Source organism: Aliivibrio salmonicida LFI1238, from assembly GCF_000196495.1.
GTDB lineage: Bacteria > Pseudomonadota > Gammaproteobacteria > Enterobacterales > Vibrionaceae > Aliivibrio > Aliivibrio salmonicida.
Genome location: NC_011312.1, coordinates 2,469,415 through 2,489,345, shown reverse-complemented (window position 1 = coordinate 2,489,345; position 19,931 = coordinate 2,469,415). Strand labels below are relative to the sequence as shown.

General features: G+C 41.3%; 20 protein-coding genes and 1 pseudogene. All 21 read left to right on the top strand.

What is annotated here, in order from left to right; all coding sequences use genetic code 11:
• Positions 1-24: 24 nt before the first annotated feature.
• The 21 genes and pseudogenes from fliD to flhB all read left to right on the top strand — a co-directional run bounded on the left by fliD (position 25) and on the right by flhB (position 19,923).
• Positions 25-1,965 carry a flagellar filament capping protein FliD gene (gene fliD / locus VSAL_RS12125; RefSeq protein WP_012550817.1) on the top strand — a complete coding sequence of 647 codons (1,941 nt, stop codon included), beginning with the start codon at positions 25-27 and terminating at the stop codon, positions 1,963-1,965.
• A 33-nt stretch (positions 1,966-1,998) separates the two neighbouring features.
• Complete coding sequence (locus VSAL_RS12120; protein ID WP_012550816.1) at positions 1,999-2,289, top strand: hypothetical protein; 291 nt, start codon at positions 1,999-2,001, stop codon at positions 2,287-2,289.
• A gap of 15 nt (positions 2,290-2,304) precedes the next feature.
• Complete coding sequence (gene fliS / locus VSAL_RS12115; protein ID WP_012550815.1) at positions 2,305-2,715, top strand: flagellar export chaperone FliS; 411 nt, start codon at positions 2,305-2,307, stop codon at positions 2,713-2,715.
• A gap of 196 nt (positions 2,716-2,911) precedes the next feature.
• Positions 2,912-4,393 carry a sigma-54 dependent transcriptional regulator gene (locus VSAL_RS12110; RefSeq protein WP_012550814.1) on the top strand — a complete coding sequence of 494 codons (1,482 nt, stop codon included), beginning with the start codon at positions 2,912-2,914 and terminating at the stop codon, positions 4,391-4,393.
• Positions 4,394-4,519: 126 nt separating this feature from the next.
• Positions 4,520-5,563 carry a sensor histidine kinase gene (locus tag VSAL_RS12105; protein WP_012550813.1) on the top strand — a complete coding sequence of 348 codons (1,044 nt, stop codon included), beginning with the start codon at positions 4,520-4,522 and terminating at the stop codon, positions 5,561-5,563.
• Between the two features lie 2 nt (positions 5,564-5,565).
• Positions 5,566-7,002, top strand: a complete 1,437-nt coding sequence (locus VSAL_RS12100) for a sigma-54-dependent transcriptional regulator (RefSeq protein ID WP_012550812.1) — start codon at positions 5,566-5,568, stop codon at positions 7,000-7,002.
• Positions 7,003-7,102: 100 nt separating this feature from the next.
• Entirely contained in the window at positions 7,103-7,414 is a 312-nt protein-coding gene (gene fliE / locus VSAL_RS12095; RefSeq protein WP_012550811.1) for a flagellar hook-basal body complex protein FliE, read from the top strand.
• Between the two features lie 17 nt (positions 7,415-7,431).
• Positions 7,432-9,168 (top strand): annotated as a pseudogene (fliF, locus tag VSAL_RS12090) (flagellar basal-body MS-ring/collar protein FliF).
• Positions 9,161-10,213, top strand: a complete 1,053-nt coding sequence (gene fliG, locus VSAL_RS12085; protein WP_012550810.1) for a flagellar motor switch protein FliG — start codon at positions 9,161-9,163, stop codon at positions 10,211-10,213. Before fliF ends, fliG begins: the two are co-directional and overlap by 8 nt.
• A gap of 133 nt (positions 10,214-10,346) precedes the next feature.
• Positions 10,347-11,144 carry a flagellar assembly protein FliH gene (gene fliH / locus VSAL_RS12080; protein WP_012550809.1) on the top strand — a complete coding sequence of 266 codons (798 nt, stop codon included), beginning with the start codon at positions 10,347-10,349 and terminating at the stop codon, positions 11,142-11,144.
• Entirely contained in the window at positions 11,145-12,464 is a 1,320-nt protein-coding gene (gene fliI, locus VSAL_RS12075; RefSeq protein ID WP_012550808.1) for a flagellar protein export ATPase FliI, read from the top strand.
• A gap of 56 nt (positions 12,465-12,520) precedes the next feature.
• On the top strand, positions 12,521-12,958 hold the full coding sequence (gene fliJ / locus VSAL_RS12070; RefSeq protein WP_012550807.1) for a flagellar export protein FliJ: 438 nt from the start codon (positions 12,521-12,523) through the stop codon (positions 12,956-12,958).
• Positions 12,959-13,149: 191 nt separating this feature from the next.
• Positions 13,150-14,373, top strand: a complete 1,224-nt coding sequence (locus VSAL_RS12065) for a flagellar hook-length control protein FliK (RefSeq protein ID WP_012550806.1) — start codon at positions 13,150-13,152, stop codon at positions 14,371-14,373.
• A gap of 57 nt (positions 14,374-14,430) precedes the next feature.
• Complete coding sequence (gene fliL, locus VSAL_RS12060; RefSeq protein WP_012550805.1) at positions 14,431-14,916, top strand: flagellar basal body-associated protein FliL; 486 nt, start codon at positions 14,431-14,433, stop codon at positions 14,914-14,916.
• A gap of 7 nt (positions 14,917-14,923) precedes the next feature.
• Complete coding sequence (gene fliM / locus VSAL_RS12055) at positions 14,924-15,955, top strand: flagellar motor switch protein FliM (protein WP_012550804.1); 1,032 nt, start codon at positions 14,924-14,926, stop codon at positions 15,953-15,955.
• A 22-nt stretch (positions 15,956-15,977) separates the two neighbouring features.
• The gene (fliN, locus tag VSAL_RS12050; protein WP_012550803.1) at positions 15,978-16,361 is read left to right on the top strand and encodes a flagellar motor switch protein FliN; all 384 of its coding nucleotides are present in this window, start codon (positions 15,978-15,980) and stop codon (positions 16,359-16,361) included.
• 31 nt (positions 16,362-16,392) lie between these two features.
• A complete protein-coding gene (gene fliO / locus VSAL_RS12045) occupies positions 16,393-16,782 on the top strand; it encodes a flagellar biosynthetic protein FliO (RefSeq protein ID WP_012550802.1) in 390 nt (129 codons plus the stop codon).
• A gap of 40 nt (positions 16,783-16,822) precedes the next feature.
• A complete protein-coding gene (gene fliP / locus VSAL_RS12040) occupies positions 16,823-17,638 on the top strand; it encodes a flagellar type III secretion system pore protein FliP (RefSeq protein WP_370527174.1) in 816 nt (271 codons plus the stop codon).
• Positions 17,639-17,647: 9 nt separating this feature from the next.
• Positions 17,648-17,917, top strand: a complete 270-nt coding sequence (gene fliQ, locus VSAL_RS12035; protein ID WP_012550800.1) for a flagellar biosynthesis protein FliQ — start codon at positions 17,648-17,650, stop codon at positions 17,915-17,917.
• A gap of 62 nt (positions 17,918-17,979) precedes the next feature.
• Positions 17,980-18,762: a flagellar biosynthetic protein FliR gene (fliR, locus tag VSAL_RS12030; RefSeq protein WP_012550799.1), complete on the top strand. Its 783-nt coding sequence runs from the start codon at positions 17,980-17,982 to the stop codon at positions 18,760-18,762.
• Positions 18,763-18,792: 30 nt separating this feature from the next.
• Positions 18,793-19,923: a flagellar biosynthesis protein FlhB gene (gene flhB / locus VSAL_RS12025; RefSeq protein ID WP_012550798.1), complete on the top strand. Its 1,131-nt coding sequence runs from the start codon at positions 18,793-18,795 to the stop codon at positions 19,921-19,923.
• The last annotated feature ends 8 nt before the right edge of the window (positions 19,924-19,931 follow it).

The window sequence follows — 19,931 nt, the reverse complement described above, 5'->3', positions numbered from 1 at the left end:
ACCATTAATTGAGGAAAACGATTCATGAGTATGAGCCCGATGGGGATGGGTGGTGGCCTAGATATTAATTCTATGGTGAGCAAAATAGTTGAAAGCGAGCGCTTACCAAAGCAGCAGCGCATCGACCGTGAGCGTTCAGACATAGACATGAATATCAGTGGTTATGGTCGTCTGCAAGAATCGTTAGATACTATGAAAACTCTGATGGCGACTTTTCGTCAAGAGGATACGTTTGCCTCGAGAAGTGTGAATACCAGTAATGAAGATGCCGTTCATGCCACTGCATCACCAGATGCGCTTGCCGGTAAATACTCGATTGATGTATTGCAATTGGCACAAGCACAAAAGTTAGCATCGTCCCCAGTAAAAGAGGACGCAAGATTTGGCCCTGGTGAATTAACGATTCATCTTGGTGAAAAAGAGTTCTCACTGACGGTCGTTGGTGATCAGAATAAAATCACCGACATTGTACGACAAATTAACAGCGCGCCTGGTAATCCGGGAGTGCAGTCTTCTATAGTTAAAGACGATGGCGGATCTCGTCTGATTCTTGCCTCTGACAAACCAGGGGAAAGCAATGAAATCAAAATCGATGTAAAAGCTAAATATAATAATACATTGCATCGTTTTGGATTTAATCCTGATTTTGATCCTTCAGTGTCGACTGAATACGATATTCCGACGTTATTAGCGCAACAATCTCCTCAAGCGCCAGTTCAAATAACAAAAGAAGAAGTGAAAGATCTGTCAGATGAAGAGAAATTTGCTTATTTCAAACCACTTATTGATAACGCAAAACGTGAGACGGCTGAACTTGATCAAGCGGCAAAAGAAATCGTTCAGCAGCAAGAAGCGACAGCGGCATTGTCTACGTTAGAAGACCCAACGGATCCTACCTCTGGCATGTCTGGTTGGAGTGAAAGAACAGCAGGTACATTACAAGCCGCATTACCAAGTGCTGATGAAAAAATTGAATTAGCAAAAGCGGCAAAGCAAGGCGATCAATCAGCCGCTGAAGCCCTTGCCGAAATTGGACAAACACCTGACACCGTATTTAATGCCGCAGGCATTACTTATGAACCATCTCAACCTGCGCCAAAGAAAGACGTCGTTGAGATAGCAAAAGAAAAAATTGAACAAGTTCCTACTGCACTTAAAGAAATAGCGAAGAAAAAGCTAGAGCCCATTGAAGATTTAGTGGATCAAATGAAGCCAAGAAAGCCCCTTTATTCAGGGCTTCAAGAAGTGCAATCGGCAACCAGTGCTAAAGTGGTATTAGATGGTGTAGCTCGAATTAGTAGTGACACCAATGTTATTCAAGATGCAATTCAAGGCATTGATTTAACATTAAAGAATACAACCACAAAAGACGGTAAACGTGTTGAATTAGACGTTGAGTTTGACCGAGCGAGTGTGAAAGCCGCTATCGAGCAGTTTGTAACAACCTATAACCAGTTTTATCAAACCACGCAATCACTGAGTGGGTTTGATCCTGCGACAGGGCAAAGTGGTCCATTGGCTGGGGACAGTGTCGTTCGTTCTGCTGAATCTCGTTTAAAGTCAGTCTTTGTTGCTCCAGTAGAATCGGCACCTAAAGGGATAAAAACCTTGATCGAGCTTGGTATCTCAACCACTCGTCAAGGCTCTTTAGAAATCAATGATGCAATGCTTGATCGTCAATTGAATGAGAACTTCAGTCAAATGCACACATTTTTTGACGGTTCTAAAGGTTTTGCTAAAAAAGTTGAAGACGTTATTCAAAGTATGACTGGGGTCGCGGGGCCAATTCGTACACGTATGAATACGTTACGTGATCAGAATTACCGTTTAAATGATCAACAAGTTGATTTAGATCGTCGAATGGACAGCGTTCAAGAGCGAACTCGCAATAAATTTGCCAACATGCAAGATGTGACAGGGAAAATGAAAGCCCAATTGTCTGGCATGATGAATGCGTTAGGTTAACAAGTAGAGTAGAAGCCCAAAAAGGTGTTACCGATGGATTTATTAGCAAAATTAAACGAATTAGATCAGCAATTACAACAAGAATATCAAGCCCACGATATTAATTTTGAATTGCTGGCTACTTTTTTATCAGATCGGGAACAACTTTTGCATGACTGCATGCAAGTGTCAGAAATAGTGAATTCTACTGAATGGCAAACCGCAATTGCACGAACGGAATTGATCATTAAACAAATGACCACTTTAAGTCAGAAATTTGCATTAGATTATCAAAAGTTGAACCATGCGAAAAAATCGGTTCAGCTCTATAGAAAATTTCAATAATACTGAGGAAATACGATGAGAGGCTCACTACAGGCATATAAAAAGGTATCAATTGATAGCCAATTAAGTGCTGCATCACCTCATAAGGTCATTCAAATGTTGATGGCTGGTGCAATTGAGCGCCTGATCCAAGGGAAAGCTGCAATGCAACAGGGCAATACGGCTGTAAAAGGCGAGCGTCTTGGTAAAGCATTAGATATCGTAATTAGTTTACGTTCTTGTTTATCAATGGATGACGGTGGTGACATTGCGAGCAACCTAGATTCTCTGTATGATTTTATGATCCGTCAAATTTCACAAGCAAATCAAAATAATGAAGCTCAACCGATTGATGATGTGGTTGAGATGCTGCGTGAAATAAAATCCGCATGGGACCAAATTCCGGCTGAATTTCATAATTTGACAGCAGATCAAGTCGGAATATAACAATTACGTATAAATCAAATTTAGTTTTAAATTATTATACTAACCTCTCATTTGCCGTACGAGTGACGATATGGCGTCGATAGATTGACGCTCATGGTTGCCTTATTTTTCTTATGCTATAAAATGGTGGAACAATTTTGTTGCTGTTCAATGAATTGGCCAATTAAATCAAAGAATTAAGGCATATCACACTCCTATGCAAGGTTTAGCAAAGACACTAATTATTGAAGATGACGATCAGAACCGACATAATCTTGAGGTAATTCTTGAGTTTATTGGCGAGCATTGTCATGCTATCTCAACATCAGAACTGTCTACTTTTGACTGGAGTGATCCTTGGAGCGCATGCTTTTTAGGTCAAGTTACTGATGAATCTTTAAAAAAATCAATCAAACACTCACTGGTTTCTCATAACCATATTCCCGTTATCATGATTGCGGGGGCTACGCATGATATTGAGGATTTAACCAACTATGTGGGTGAATTGAATCAACCGATTAACTATCCTCAACTGACAGATGCCTTGCGTCATTGTCAAGAATTCATGGGTCGTCGTGGCTTAGGTATTCCTCATCTTGGTAGAAAAAATACGTTATTTCGTAGTATGGTTGGACAAAGTTCAGCGATTAGCGCCGTTCGTCATTTGATTGAGCAAGTGTCTGGTACCGAAGCAAGTGTACTTGTATTGGGTGAATCTGGTACGGGTAAAGAAGTGGTTGCTCGTAATCTGCATTATCATTCTCCTCGTCGTAAAGGACCATTTGTACCGGTTAACTGTGGTGCGATTCCTCCTGATCTTCTTGAAAGTGAACTCTTTGGTCATGAAAAAGGCGCATTTACTGGGGCAATCACTGCTCGTAAAGGTCGTTTTGAATTGGCTCAAGGTGGTACGCTTTTCTTAGATGAAATCGGTGATATGCCAATGTCGATGCAAGTGAAGTTACTTAGAGTACTTCAAGAGCGTTGTTTTGAGCGTGTTGGTGGTAATCAAAGTATTAAAGCGGATGTACGTATTGTTGCGGCAACGCATCGTAATCTTGACGACATGATTGAAAATAACAGTTTTCGTGAAGATCTTTATTACCGCTTAAATGTCTTCCCAATTGAAATGCCTGCTTTGCGTGAACGTAAACAGGATATTCCGTTATTACTGCAAGAATTACTGACAAGAATGGAAGCGGAGGGCAGTACTCGTGTGCGCTTAACGCCTCGTGCTGTTAATTCATTAATGGAACACCATTGGCCGGGTAACGTTCGTGAACTGGCGAATTTAATTGAACGCTTAATGATCTTATTTCCTGGTGAGTCGGTTGACGTTAATCATTTACCCACTAAGTATCGTTACAGTGATATTCCTGAATTCCAGCCAGAAAACCACAATCAACAAAGTATTGAAGAGCAAGAGCAAGCTGCGTTAGCGGATATGTTTGCAAACTTCAATGATGATGGTGTACCTCAAGTAAATAATCAAAGTTTTGGGCCTTCTTCAAGTGATTTACCTGAAGATGGATTAAATCTAAAAGAGATGCTTGCGGATGTCGAAGTTAATATGATCTGCCAAGCATTAGAAGCTCAGAACGGCATCGTTGCTCGTGCTGCTGATATGTTAGGTATGCGCCGTACAACTCTTGTTGAGAAAATGCGTAAATACAATTTAAATAAAGATGACGTCAGATAGTGTGTGACAATTAATTGACTCGTCACTGTCAATAAGTTTTCAATTTAACTTGTTGATAAGTAACAGTAAAAGGGCTGGCATGTAAAATGCATTAGCCCTTTTGTTGTTTTGGCGGGAAATAAATATATGCAAGGTAATATTGAGAGTGAATCTTACTCACTTCTTGGTTCAGTAGAAGAGCAAAATACACGATATAAGCAAGTGCTTGATGTTATGCCTGCTGGGGTGATCCTATTGGATACCCAAGGTATTGTGTGTGAAGTAAACCCCGAAGCGGTTAAGTTATTAGGTCCGCCATTATTAGGTGAACGTTGGTTTGAAGTAATTCAACGATCGTTTGATCCTAAAGAAGATGATGGTCACGAGATCTCTTTACGCAGTGGACGAAAAGTACGTTTAGCTATTTCTGCGTCTGCGACGGGCCAGTTGATTCTTATTACGGATTTGACGGAAACACGGCTATTACAATCTCGCGTCAGTGATCTACAGCGTTTATCTTCATTAGGTAAAATGGTGGCTTCTTTGGCTCACCAAGTAAGAACGCCACTATCAAGCGCCATGCTATATGCCTCTAATCTAGGCTCTCCAAATCTCCCTGCCGCGACACACAAACGATTTCAAACCAAACTTGTTGATAGACTTCATGATCTAGAAAAACAAGTGAATGACATGCTGTTGTTTGCCAAAGGCGGCGACAATAAAGTGGTTAAACCTTTTTCAATTGCAGAGCTTGTTGCCGAATATCGCCCAATGGTAGAAACCGCATTGCAATCGAATAACGTTGATTACTACTTAGAAGTTGAGCATGAACATACAACGATGATGGGAAATGCAAACGCCATTGCAAGTGCCATCAGTAACCTCATTATGAATGCGATTCAGGTCATTGGAAAAGGCGCTCAAATTGATGTCTTTTTTCGACCCGTTAACGGTTTCTTAAAAATATCGGTGCAAGACAACGGCCCCGGTATTCCGTTTGAGCTACAAGATAAAATTATGGAACCCTTTTTTACAACACGGTCACAAGGCACCGGTCTTGGTCTGGCGGTTGTTCAAATGGTTTGCCGAGCACACAAAGGGCAATTAGATTTGTATTCAAAACCAGATGATGGTGCGTGCTTCACCATGTCAATTCCTCTTACCACTACTCAAACTGATTCTGGAGAATAACAATGGCTCAAAGCAAAGTATTAATTGTTGAAGATGATGAAGGTCTACGCGAAGCATTGATCGACACATTGGAATTGGCAGGGTATGAGTGGGTAGAGGCGGATAGTGCGGAAACTGCATTACTTATCTTGAAGAAAGAACCCGTTGATATTGTTGTTTCTGATGTGCAAATGGCAGGAATGGGTGGATTAGCCTTGCTTCGTAGCATTAAATTAAATTGGCCGAATTTGCCCGTTTTATTGATGACCGCTTACGCCAATATTGAAGATGCCGTTTCAGCAATGAAAGATGGCGCAATTGATTACATGGCGAAGCCGTTTGCGCCAGAAGTGCTGCTTAATATGGTTAGTCGCTATGCGCCAGTTAAAAACGAACAAACAGGCAATGCCATTGTTGCTGATGAAAAAAGCTTAAAATTACTTAAGTTAGCAGACAAAGTGGCAAGAACTGACGCGAACGTGATGGTGCTTGGACCTAGTGGTTCAGGTAAAGAAGTGATGTCTCGCTATATTCATAATAATTCCCAACGCAGTGAAGGGCCTTTTATTGCCATTAACTGTGCGGCAATTCCAGATAATATGTTGGAAGCAACCTTATTTGGTTATGAGAAAGGTGCCTTTACTGGTGCAGTTCAAGCGTGTCCGGGCAAGTTTGAGCAAGCTCAAGGTGGCACTATCTTACTGGATGAAATCAGTGAAATGGACCTTAACTTACAAGTTAAATTGCTTCGAGTGCTTCAAGAGCGAGAAGTGGAACGTTTAGGTGGCCGTAAGAGCATCAAATTAGATGTTCGTATTTTGGCAACCAGTAACCGAGATCTTAAGAAATACGTTGAAGAAGGTAATTTCCGTGAGGATTTATATTATCGACTAAACGTGTTCCCAATTGCATGGCCGCCATTAAAAGAACGTAAAGGGGATATTATTCCTCTGGCTCAACATTTGGTTGAGCGTCACTGTCAAAAACAAGGTCTGCCAGTGCCGACGTTAACCTCTGAAGCGATTGCCAAATTAGAGATTTATCCTTGGCCTGGTAACGTACGTGAATTAGACAATGTAGTTCAACGTGCCCTTATTTTGGCAGAGGAGAATTACATCACTGCGGATGACATATTACTTGAAGGGGTTGATTGGGCTGATGCAAGTAGTTTACAGAAAATAGTCAGTGGTGAAGTGCCAACGATTAAGCCTGAGCAACAAATACCGTCAATAAATGAACCTTCAGTTGAATCAACAGATAGCGTCAATATGGATGCATCAAGTTCGTCGACAGGGCTGGGTGGGGAATTACGTGAGCAAGAATACATTATTATTCTTGAAACGATTAAAGCGTGTGATGGAAAGCGCAAAGAAGTGGCTGAAAAGCTGGGTATTAGCCCAAGAACACTGAGATATAAATTAGCAAAAATGCGTGATGCTGGAATAGATATCCCAAGTTAAACAACGGGTTAAGTTTATTGATATTTTGGTATGTAAATTGCTTTATATACTTCGGGTCGTAACATTAAGTCAATTAGTTGACTGGGTCGGAGAAAGATAAATGAAAATCGGTGGTATACAGGACGAAATGCAAGCAATGATGCTAGACGCGACAAATACGACGCGTCCAGCAACAGGTAAAGAAGTCGGTGCGGACTTCAGTGCTATGTTTGCAAAAGCAGTAAATAACGTAAATGGTCTACAACAAGCGTCAAGTGATTTGGCTGTGCGTTTTGACAGAGGTGATGAAGGGGTTTCATTGTCTGACGTTATGATCGCAAGAAATAAATCAAGTGTTGCTTTTGATGCAACCATTCAAGTACGAAATAAGCTAGTAGACGCTTATAAAACACTAATGAACATGCCTGTATAATATCTAGGAAGTAAGCCGTGTCGGAAGATAAGAAAAATACAGATTTGTCAGTATCTGATGATATGTCAATAGGCGGTGCAATGGCACTTGATAGCTCTGTTGATGTACAGAACCCAGACGTTGATGAGCAAAGTTCATCAAAGTTGGATTCAGCATTAGGTAACCTTGATTTATTACGTCAAGTTATCTTAGTTCTGTCTGTTTCTATCTGTGTTGCGTTGATCGTTATGCTGTTTTTTTGGGTTCAAGAACCTGAAATGCGCCCATTGGGTGTCTATGAAACAGACGAACTTATTCAAGTTCTCGACCATCTTGATGCTCAAAAAGCAGAATACAAACTGGATGGGAATACGATTTTAGTTCCAGCTTCAGAATTCAGTCAAATGAAACTTAACCTTTCACGTGCTGGCTTAAATGGCAGCGTTAACGGAGAAGGGGACGAGATATTATTACAAGACATGGGCTTTGGTGTATCACAGCGTTTAGAACTAGAACGTCTAAAATTAAGCCGTGAACGTCAATTAGCCAGTACATTTGAGCAAATGCGTCCAATTCGTAAAGCTCAAGTGCTACTTGCAATGCCAAAACAAAGTGTGTTTGTACGTCATAATCAAGAAGCTTCTGCAACGGTATTCTTGACGATGCGTATGGGCGCAAATTTAAAACAAGAATAAGTCGATTCGATTGTTGATATGGTATCAAGTGCCGTTCCTGGCATGAAACCAACGCGTGTCACGGTGACGGATCAACACGGTCGTTTATTGAGTTCTGGTTCGCAAGATCCGATGGCGACAGCGCATCGTAAAGAACAAGAGTTAGAGCGTAAACAAGAGCAATCTTTACGCGATAAAATTGACGCGATTCTTATCCCTATTCTCGGTTTAGGTAACTATACCGCACAAGTTGATGTGTCCATGGATTTCAGCGCGATTGAACAAACGCGTAAGCAGTTCGATCCGCAAACACCATCAACACGAAGTGAATACACATTAGAAGATTACAACAATGGTAATGTCATTGCGGGTATCCCTGGGGCATTGAGCAATCAACCGCCTGTTGATTCAGCTATTCCACAAGACATTTCTGAGCTAAAAGACGGTTCAGTGCTTGGTAAGGGCGCGGTTCATAAAGAAGCGACTCGAAATTTTGAATTGGATACGACGATCAGCCATGAGCGAAAGCAAACGGGGACGTTGTCTCGTCAAACGGTTTCTGTTGCAGTCAAAGAACTTAGAACCGTCAATCCAGATACGGGTGAAGCCACGTACACACCAGTACCAGCTGAACAAATTGATAAAATTCGTCAAATTATAATTGGCAGTGTAGGTCTTAACGAAGATCGTGGTGACTTATTGAATGTTATCAGTGTGAAATTTGCGATTGAAGAGCAACCAATTTCAATTGATGTGCCTATTTGGGAAAATCCTAACTTTAACGAGTGGGTTAAATGGCTTGCTGGTGCATTAGTTATTATTGCCGTGCTTCTTATTCTTGTTCGTCCTGCGATGAATAAACTTCTGTTCCCTAATCAAGCAGAAGAAGATGCCCTTGCGAATGGTAACACTGGCGCTGATGGCGACATGGGACTGATTGGTAGTGATTTGGATGGCGATGGATTTGAATTTGGTTCAGGCATTGATTTACCAAATCTGCATAAAGATGAAGATTTATTGAAAGCGGTTCGTGCACTTGTTGCAAATGAACCAGAATTAGCAGCGCAAGTAGTTAAAAATTGGGTATCTGAAAATGGCTAATGACATTATTGAAGCAGACAAGAAAGAGGAAGACGCGACAGAGTTTGATCTTTCTTCATTATCGGGCTCAGAGCGCGCAGCGATTCTATTACTTAGTTTAAGTGAAGATGACGCCGCAAGTATCATTCGTCATTTAGAACCCAAACAGGTTCAGAAAGTCGGTGCAGCAATGGCAACAGTGTCTGATTTAAATCAGACTAAAGTGTCCGCGATTCATCGTGCTTTCTTAGAAGATATTCAGAAGTACACAACGATCGGCATGGGCAGCGAAGACTTTATGCGTAATGCATTAGTTGCTGCACTTGGTGAAGACAAAGCCAATAACCTTGTTGACCAAATTTTATTGGGTAGCGGGTCTAAAGGGTTGGATTCATTGAAATGGATGGATCCTCGTCAAGTGGCTAGCATCATTATGAATGAGCATCCACAGATCCAAACGATTGTACTGTCTTATTTAGATCCTGATCAGTCTGCTGATATTTTATCCCAGTTCCCTGAACGTGTTCGTCTTGATTTAATGATGCGTATTGCACACCTTGAAGAAGTTCAACCATCAGCACTGGCTGAATTGAACGAAATCATGGAGAAACAATTCGCGGGTCAATCTGGCGCTCAAGCAGCCAAAATTGGCGGCCTGAAAGCGGCGGCAGAAATCATGAACTACCTAGATAACAGTATTGAAGGTATGTTGATGGATCAAATTCGTGACCAAGATGAAGAAACAGCAACGCAAATTCAAGATCTGATGTTTGTGTTTGAAAACCTGATAGATGTTCAAGATACGGGTATTCAAATGTTGCTGCGTGATGTACCACAAGAAGTGCTACAAAAAGCGCTTAAAGGTGCAGATGACGGTCTTAAAGAGAAGATGTTTAAGTGTATGTCGAAACGTGCGGCAGAACTTATGCGTGATGATCTTGAAGCCATGGGACCGGTACGTGTTGCTGATGTTGAAGCTGCACAGAAAGAGATCTTGGCTGTGGCGAGAAGAATGGCGGACTCCGGTGACCTTATGTTAACCGGTGGTGCTGATGAATTCGTGTAATACGATGTCGTCTTCAAAGCTATAATTAAACGGCTATTTCATTAGATTATGGAATGGCCGTTATACTTTTTGATATTCAAAATAAGTATCTGAATTCTAATTTAATCTTCTTATATCCCTACAGGTTATCATCATGAGTCTCAGCAAAAAACGTGGTTTTATTCGTATTACCGATGAGAGTGAACTGCAAAAAACAAATATTTGGCAATCTCCTGATTACTCTGATCCTGCAAACCCTGCTCGTGAAACTGCATTAAATTATGACCCAAGCTGGACGCCGTCATTACCGAAAGAAGAAGTGGCTGAAGAGTTTGTACTGACAGATGAAATCATCGAGCAGATCAAGCAAGGCGCTTATAATGAAGGGAAATTGGAAGGTCAAGAATTTGGCTACAAAGAAGGGCTAGAAAAAGGCCAAGCAGAAGGTTTTGAAACAGGTAAGCCTGAGGGCTATCAAGTGGGTTATGAGGAAGGTATCGCAGCGGGACAAGCTGAGATCCAAGCGCGTATTCAACAATTGATTGAAATGGCCGATAAATTTTCTGAGCCGCTTGCCTTACTTGATTCTCAAGTAGAAAAACAACTTATCGACATGGTATTGGCGTTAACTAAAGAAGTAACTCATGTTGAAGTAAAAACCAATCCTCAAATTATTTTAGACACGGTACGTGAAGCGGTAGAGACTCTTCCCGTGACGGAACGAGAAATTAAAATATCGTTAAACCCTGAAGATCACCAACGAGTGGTTGAGGCGTATGGCGAAGAAGCGTTAGCTCAAAAGCAATGGACGTTATCTATCGAGCCATCCATGAATTTAGGCGATATTAACATTCAAGCGTTTGACTCTAAAGTGAATTACTTGTTGGAAGAACGAATTAAAACCGTATTAACTAAGTTTTGTGGTGTGAATCGTCATCAAGGAAATCAGTAAATGCTGCCGTTATCTGAACGTCTTTCTCAATACAAAACATCAGGACTGACAACTCGTGCGATTGCCTCTGGTAAGTTAGTTCGTGTTGTTGGACTAACCCTTGAAGCGACAGGGTGCCGAGCTCCGATTGGCAGCTCATGCATGGTTGAAACCGTTAATGGTGAAATTGAAGCGGAAGTGGTTGGGTTTTCAGGTGACAATTTATTCTTAATGCCAAACGAACAAATCTCTGGGGTATTACCTGGAGCGAAAGTCACGCCAATTGCCGATGTCAGTGGCATACCTGTTGGTATGGAATTATTGGGTCGAGTTATTGATGGTGTTGGTAAACCTATCGATGGGTTAGGTGATATTTACACTGAACAAACGGCTTCTTTTACATCAACACCTATCAATCCACTTTCTCGTAAACCCATCAGAGAGCCATTGGATGTTGGCTTAAAAGCGATTAATGGATTACTGACGGTGGGCAAAGGTCAGCGTATTGGTCTTTTTGCAGGTTCAGGTGTGGGTAAGTCGGTCACACTTGGCATGATGACTCGTGGTACCACGGCTCAAGTTGTGGTTGTGGGGCTGATTGGTGAACGTGGACGAGAAGTAAAAGAATTCATTGAAGACATTCTGGGTACAGAAGGCCGCCAACGTTCTGTTGTTGTTGCTGCTCCTGCCGATTCATCACCATTAATGCGATTAAAAGGGTGCCAAACCGCTTTAACCATTGCTGAATACTTTCGAGATCAAGGGTTAGACGTGTTGTTATTAATGGACTCACTGACTCGTTTTGCTCAAGCTCAGCGTGAAATCGCCTTGTCGGTTGGTGAGCCTCCTGCGACCAAGGGCTATCCGCCATCGGTATTCGCTAAATTACCTGCACTGGTTGAACGTGCGGGTAACGGTAATGAAGATCAAGGCTCTATCACGGCTTTTTTTACCGTGTTAACTGAAGGCGATGATTTACAAGATCCAATTGCCGATGCTGCCCGAGCTATTTTGGATGGTCACATTGTATTATCACGAGAAATGGCCGATGCTGGACATTATCCTGCGATTGATGTTGAACGTTCTGTCAGCCGTGTTATGCCACAGATTACGGACGAAGAGCATATGCTGATGTCAAAAGCGGTGCGTCAAGTTCTGGCCACGTGTCGTAAAAACCAAGATCTGGTTTCTATCGGTGCGTATAAACCAGGAACGAATCCGGCGATAGACCAAGCCTTTACGTTGAAACCACGATTAGATGAATACTTGCAGCAACGCATGAAAGAAACGGTTCCTTTCGATATGTGTAAAAACATGCTTAAAATGTTGTTAAGTGGTTAATCGTAATTTAACTTATTTTTCGTTGTAAAACCCTTTAATGACCACTAGGAAATTGCATGAGCAGTGCCTTTGATTTTTTACTAGAACAAGCTCAAGAAAGAGAGAACCAATCGGTACTGGCGTTAAACAAAGCCAAGTCTGAATTGGATAATTTTTATAAGCAAGTAAAACAAATTGAAAAATACCGTTTGGATTACTGTAATCAGCTACTAGAACGTGGTCAGAAAGGGTTAACTGCAAGCCAATACAGCCACCTAAATAAATTTCTTGTTCAGTTAGATGAAACCCTAACAAAACAAAAGAGTGCGGAATCTCATTTCACTTCTCAAGTGGATAACTGCCAAACCTATTGGCAAGAAACCCGTAAGCAGCGTCGCTCTTATGAGTGGATGATGGATAAGAAAAAAGCAGAAAAACAAAAAATGCTGGATAAACAAGAACAAAAAATGATGGATGAATACGTGACGTTGCAATTTGCACGTAGGCCAAAATAGTCTTGCTAACACGTCTTTATTTATCACTTCTCGCTTGGTCGTATTCTCTTTTTCTTCTGTGATTATGTCGCTTTTAAACAGACGTTGTGAAAGGTCTAATTAAAAGTGGCTTAATACTTGCTTTAAAATAGTAAAAATTAGTGTTTTATGGCACTCGTCAAAAAAGCCACACTCAATGTAGAGAACATACTATGAGCAGTAATGACTTATCATTAAAAAGTATCAACACCACTGCACCTGTAAAGCCTGATACTAAAACGGCTGCCGTAGAAAAAAACGATTCAGAAGGCTTCATTGAAGAGCTGAAAGAGTTGATGGGTTTAGAGGCGAAAGAAGACGCCAAAAAAGCAGCGGAAACAGAAAAAACAGCCGCCGATGAAAAAGCAGCGGCCATAGAAAAAGAAAAAAGTGATAACGCAGCAAAAAAAGAAGACACCGTTGAAGAGAAAGTGGAAGAAGGCTCAGAGCTATTATCTCGACTTGATCAAGCCAATGGCACGTTAGTTAAAGAGAAAGAATTAAAAGAAAAATCAGATAAAGAAACCTCTGATTCAGAAGACAAAGTAGTGACTGAAAACGGTGAGGTTGTGCTTACTCAAGCCCAAGCCGCTGTGGCAGGAAAAGAATCGGTAAAAGGTGATGCTTCTAAGTCTGACCCATTAAAAGAAATTCAATGGGGACAATCTAGTAAAGTGTCATCAGAAGGAACAAAAGAAAAGGGCGATGCTTCTGGTAATAAAGAATCGACCAAAGAAATGTTAACGTCAGCGGCGTTAATTGGTAAAGCAGAGGCGGAAGCCGGTAAGTTAGTTGAAAAGCAAAAAGGTAAAATGGATATTTCTGCATTAGGCATGACACAGATTGCCAATGGAGAAGCGATCAGTTTAACCGACGCTAAAAGCAGTGATTCGTTTGCACAACAACTGTCTAATGTTGCTGGTACAACGGGAACACAACAAGTCACCGCAAGTCAGCGAACCGATCCAGCAGCAATGCCACTGAACATTCGTCAAGAACAAGTCAGTGATGAAGTGGCAGAACGCATCAATATGATGATGGCAAAGAATTTAAAGTACGTTGATATTCGATTAGATCCACCAGAAATGGGGCGCATGCACATTCGCCTAAATATGGGCGCAGACAGTGCTGGGGTTCAATTTACGGTGTCGAACCCACAGGCAAAAGAGGCGATTGAACAATCTTTACCACGACTACGTGAAATGTTTGCTCAACAAGGAATTCAATTGGCCGATACGTCTGTACAACAGCAAAGTTCAGGTGATTCTTCACAGTATGGTTATCAGAAAGAGGAATCGTCTCGTCAAGGTTCTGGCTTTAGTGAAGAGTCTTCAGAAGAGCATGAAATTAATGTTCAAGTATCGAAACCTAAAGATGGTATTAGCTTTTACGCTTAATCGTGCATCAACGGATTTTTAAAATAATAATTAACGGTTTATTCAAGAGGAAAGACAATGGCTGAGCAGGGTGACGCACCTAAAAGCAAAAATAAGATGATGTTTGTCATCGCACTACTTGTTTTATTGCTAGTAGTGGGAGGCGTTGGTGCTTGGTTCTTTATGTCTGGAGAGAGTAAACCAGAACCAACAGAGCATGATATCGCGGCGTTAGAAGCAAAAATGCCAGCATTGTATTTAAACTTGCCACAGCCTTTTATTTTCAATGTGGCAGGTGATAAACGAGATCGTCTTGTACAATTAAAAGTGCAAGTAATGATGCGCGGTAGTGATAATGAAGCAATAGCAAAACAGCACACGCCATTAGTAGAAAGTACGTTATTATCGACTTTTGCTGCGGCAACGGTTGAGCAATTAAGAGAGCCTCGTGGTCGAATCGAACTTCGTGAACAGGCAACGCGTGATATTCAAGATGCCTTTACTAAAATTACAGCGAAACCTGTAATTGAAAAAGTATTATTTACTGACTTTGTAATGCAATAGGTTCAATGTGACAGATCTATTATCCCAAGATGAAATTGATGCTCTACTTCATGGTGTAGATGACGTAGAAGATGATGTAGTCGGTGCTGATGACAGCTCAGGCACGATGAAGAGTTTTGACTTTTCATCGCAAGACAGAATCGTTCGTGGTCGAATGCCAACACTGGAGTTGATCAATGAACGTTTCGCTCGTCATATGCGTATTAGCTTATTTAATATGCTGAGAAAAACCGCGGAAGTGTCGATTAACGGCGTTTCAATGGTTAAATTTGGTGAGTATCAAAATACACTTTATGTACCGACAAGTCTGAATATGGTGCGTTTTCGTCCATTGAAAGGCACGGCATTAGTTACGATGGAAGCGCGTTTGGTTTTCATTTTAGTTGAAAACTTCTTTGGTGGTGATGGACGTTTCCACGCTAAGATCGAAGGTCGTGAATTTACACCGACTGAGCGTCGAATCATTCAGCTATTGTTGAAAGTTGTTTTTGAAGATTACAAAGAAGCATGGTCTCCTGTCATGGGGGTTGAATTTGAATACCTAGATTCAGAAGTTAACCCAACCATGGCAAACATTGTAAGCCCGACAGAAGTTATCGTCGTAAGCTCATTCCATATTGAAGTTGACGGTGGCGGTGGTGATTTCCATGTCGTGTTCCCATACTCAATGGTTGAACCGATACGCGAACTACTTGATGCTGGTGTTCAAAGTGACAAGATGGACACCGATGTTCGATGGAGTAAAGCGTTACGTGATGAAATCATGGACGTTCCTGTTGAAATGAAAGTGAATTTATTAGAAAGCGAAATCTCATTACGCGATCTAATGGACCTTCAAGCGGGTGATATTATTCCAATTGAAATGCCAGAAGCCGCAACCGTGTTTGTCGAAGATTTACCGACGTATCGCGGTAAAGTAGGTAAATCTGGTGATAAATTAGCAGTACAGATCACAGAGAAAATCAAGCGCCCAGACATGGTCAAAACGGATCTTGCCTTCTTAGGTAAAAACGTTTTATTTGATTTAGATGACGAATAAGAAATAGAGAAGGTAGTGGATCATGGATTCAAATGAGCAACAAATGGCTGACGAATGGGCAGCAGCATTAAGTGAAAGTGCAGAAGCAGTAAGTGCACCTCTGGAAGATTTAGAAGAAACAACCCCTGCGTTTAACGAAGATGAACGCCGTAAGCTTGATACGATTCTAGATATTCCTGTGACTATTTCTATGGAGGTAGGGCGCTCACATATTAGTATTCGTAACTTACTGCAACTTAACCAAGGTTCTGTGGTTGAGCTTGATCGTATCGCTGGTGAATCACTGGACGTTATGGTTAACGGCACGCTTATCGCTCATGGCGAAGTCGTTGTCGTGAATGACAAGTTTGGTATTCGTTTAACTGACGTTATCAGCCAAACTGAACGTATTAAGAAATTGCGTTAATCGAACAACATTGAACAAAAAGGAAAGGAATATGAAACAGCTATGGTTATTGGCATTTTTGCCCTTTCCTTTGTTCGCAGCAACGAGTGCACCAAATATCGACTTGGCGGCAACGTTAGGCTCTCTTATTTTTGTTATTGCATTGATTCTTTTCTTTGCATGGTTATTAAAACGAATGAAAGTTCCCGGTATGACTGGTGGTTCAGGCGGTGGCATGAACATTGTGAAACAACTGCCTGTTGGTACAAAAGAGCGAGTTGCTGTTATTCAAGTTGGAGAAGAACAATTCCTAATTGGGATCACTTCTCAAAATATCAATATGCTAAGTAAGCTTGAAAAACCGTTAGAAGTGAACGAAAAAAAACTAACGCCATTTTCAACACAACTCAGCCAACTGATGAAAAAAGATGCTAAAAACTAATTTAATTGCCGTCACTCTGGCGGTTTTTTCCCTATTCTTTATGGCATCGCCTGCATGGGCAGTTGATGACTTAGCAACCTCTATTCCTGCGACAGCGGCCAGTGCTGAAGGCATGACCGTTACTGCAATGGAAAAAGATTCAGGGGCTGCAAAAACCATTGCAAAAGGCAGCAGTTCAGGTGGTGGCATTCCCGCATTTACCATGACGACAAATGCCAGCGGTGGCGAAGACTATTCTGTTAATCTCCAAATATTAGGGTTAATGACCATGCTAGGCTTTTTGCCTGCGATGGTTATCCTAATGACCTCATTTACTCGAATTGTTGTTGTGATGTCGATTTTACGACAGGCAATGGGTCTACAACAGACGCCCTCGAATCAAGTGATCATCGGTATTGCGATGTTTTTAACTTTCTTCATTATGGCGCCGGTTTTTGACAAGGTAAATGAGACGGCGATTCAGCCTTATATTGGTGAAGAAATTACAGCACGTGAAGCGTTTGATGCTGCTCAAATCCCAATGAAAGAATTTATGCTGGCGCAAACCCGTGTTAAAGATTTAGAAACGTTTGTGAATATGTCAGGCGTAGAAGTTGAAAACCCAGAAGATGTGCCAATTACGGTCGTTATTCCAGCCTTCATTACTTCCGAGCTAAAAACCGCATTCCAAATGGGTTTTATGCTGTTCTTGCCGTTTTTAATTATCGATTTAGTGGTGGCATCAGTATTGATGGCCATGGGTATGATGATGCTTTCGCCAATGATCGTGTCGTTGCCATTTAAACTTATGTTGTTTGTGTTGGTCGATGGGTGGAATTTAATCCTTTCAACTCTCGCTGGCAGCTTTACTACTTAAGGATCCAACATGACCCCTGAAATGGCCATTGAGCTATTCCGCGGCGCACTGTACATGGTGCTTATCATGGTGTGTGCCATTATTATTCCAAGCTTATTAATTGGTTTGGTGGTTGCGGTTTTCCAAGCGGCAACCTCTATCAATGAACAAACGTTGAGTTTCTTACCTCGTTTGATCGTGACGCTATTATCATTAATGTTATTCGGACATTGGATGACGAGAATGTTGATGGAATATTTTTATGAGCTGATCGCTCGAATGCCGACGATACTTTATTAATCCAGTGTTGATACACAACGACTTGATGACTAAATACAAATTACTAAGCACAAGCTGATGTTATGGAATACCCAACTCAAATAGTTTTAGATTTTATTGCGACCTATTTTTGGCCCTACACTCGAATTTCTTCCATGTTGATGGTGATGTCGGTGTTTGGGGCTCGATTTGTGTCACCTAAAATTCGACTGTATTTGGGATTAAGTATTACGTTTGCGGTCATGCCTGCGATTCCTGCAATGCCTCCTGAAATCCAATTGTTGTCTTTTCAAGGTTTTATGACCACTGCGGAGCAAATCATCATTGGTGTTGCGATGGGAATGGTGACTGTTTTTGTTACCCAAACATTCGTCTTACTTGGGCAAATTTTGGGTATGCAATCGAGCTTAGGTTTTGCCTCTATGGTTGACCCGGCTAATGGTCAAAATACCCCTTTGCTTGGGCAATTGTTTATGTTTTTGTCGATCTTGTTCTTTTTAGGAACTGATGGGCACTTAAAAATGATTAACTTTGCGGTGATGAGTTTCACTACGTTGCCTGTCGGAGTCGGTAAATTAACCAGTGTTGATTTTCAATCTCTTGCTGGTTGGCTTGGTATTATGATGAAAGCCGGTTTAAGTATGTCATTGTCTGGGATCATCGCGCTACTTACGGTGAATTTATCGTTTGGTGTTATGACTCGTGCCGCACCGCAATTAAACATTTTCTCATTGGGTTTTGCGTTTGCATTACTGGTTGGTTTACTGCTGACGTCTTACATTGTTCTTGGGTTATTCACTCATTATGATTTGCATTGGGGTCGTGCTGAAGCACAGATCTGTAGCCTAATAAGGTTGGATTGTTGATGAAGACACTGAAGTCGATGGAGAGTCATAATGGCTGATAGTGACGGTCAAGAACGCACCGAAGACGCCACGTCCAAACGCTTGCAACAGGCCAAAGATAAAGGGCAAGTTGCAAGGTCAAAAGAACTGGCGTCAGTGTCAGTATTAGTCTGTGGTGCTATTTCGTTGATGTGGTTTGGTGATGAGGTTGGTAAAGCATTGTTATCGATAATGAGTCGCTTCTTTTCTATTTCTAGAGAAGAAATCTTCGATACCAATAAATTACTTGAGATAGTGGGCGGGGCGTTAGTCGCCTTAGTTTTCCCTGTTTTAAAAATTCTGCTTATGTTGTTTGTGGCGGCTTTAATTGGAGCAGCAGGCCTTGGTGGGATCAGCTTTTCTGCCGAAGCCGCAATGCCAAAACCGTCTAAAATGAACCCAATGTCAGGTATTAAACGTATGTTTGGTATGCAAAGTTGGGTTGAGCTTTTAAAGTCGATCTTAAAAGTATCGCTTGTTGGTGGCACTGCTTTCTATTTGATCAATAAAAGTAAGGCGGACTTATTTCAATTAAGTTTAGATACGTATCCGTCGAATATTTTTCATTCTCTAGATATCCTATTGAATTTTATTCTGTTGATCAGCTGTACTTTATTGATTGTTGTTGCGATTGATATTCCCTTTCAAATTTGGCAACACGCCAATCAATTGAAAATGACAAAACAAGAAATTAAAGATGAATACAAAGAAACAGAAGGGAAGCCAGAAGTAAAAGGGCGTATTCGTATGCTGCAACGTGAAATGACGCAACGTCGAATGATGGCTGATGTGCCATCGGCGGATGTTATTGTCACCAACCCTGAGCATTATTCTGTTGCTTTACGTTATGATCAAACTAAAGACTCTGCACCGATTGTGGTGGCGAAAGGGGTCGATCATATCGCAATGAAAATCCGAGAAATTGCTCGTGAACATAATATAGATATATTGCCAGCCCCACCTCTTGCGCGAGCGTTATATCACTCAACAGAAGTGGAACAACAAATCCCTGATGGTTTATTTGCTGCTGTGGCGCAGATATTGGCTTATATATTTCAAATGAAGCAGTATAAAAAGCGCGGTGGAACGAAACCTGAGCTAGATGATGATTCACTAACCATCCCAGATGATTTGAAAAAATAACAAGGGGA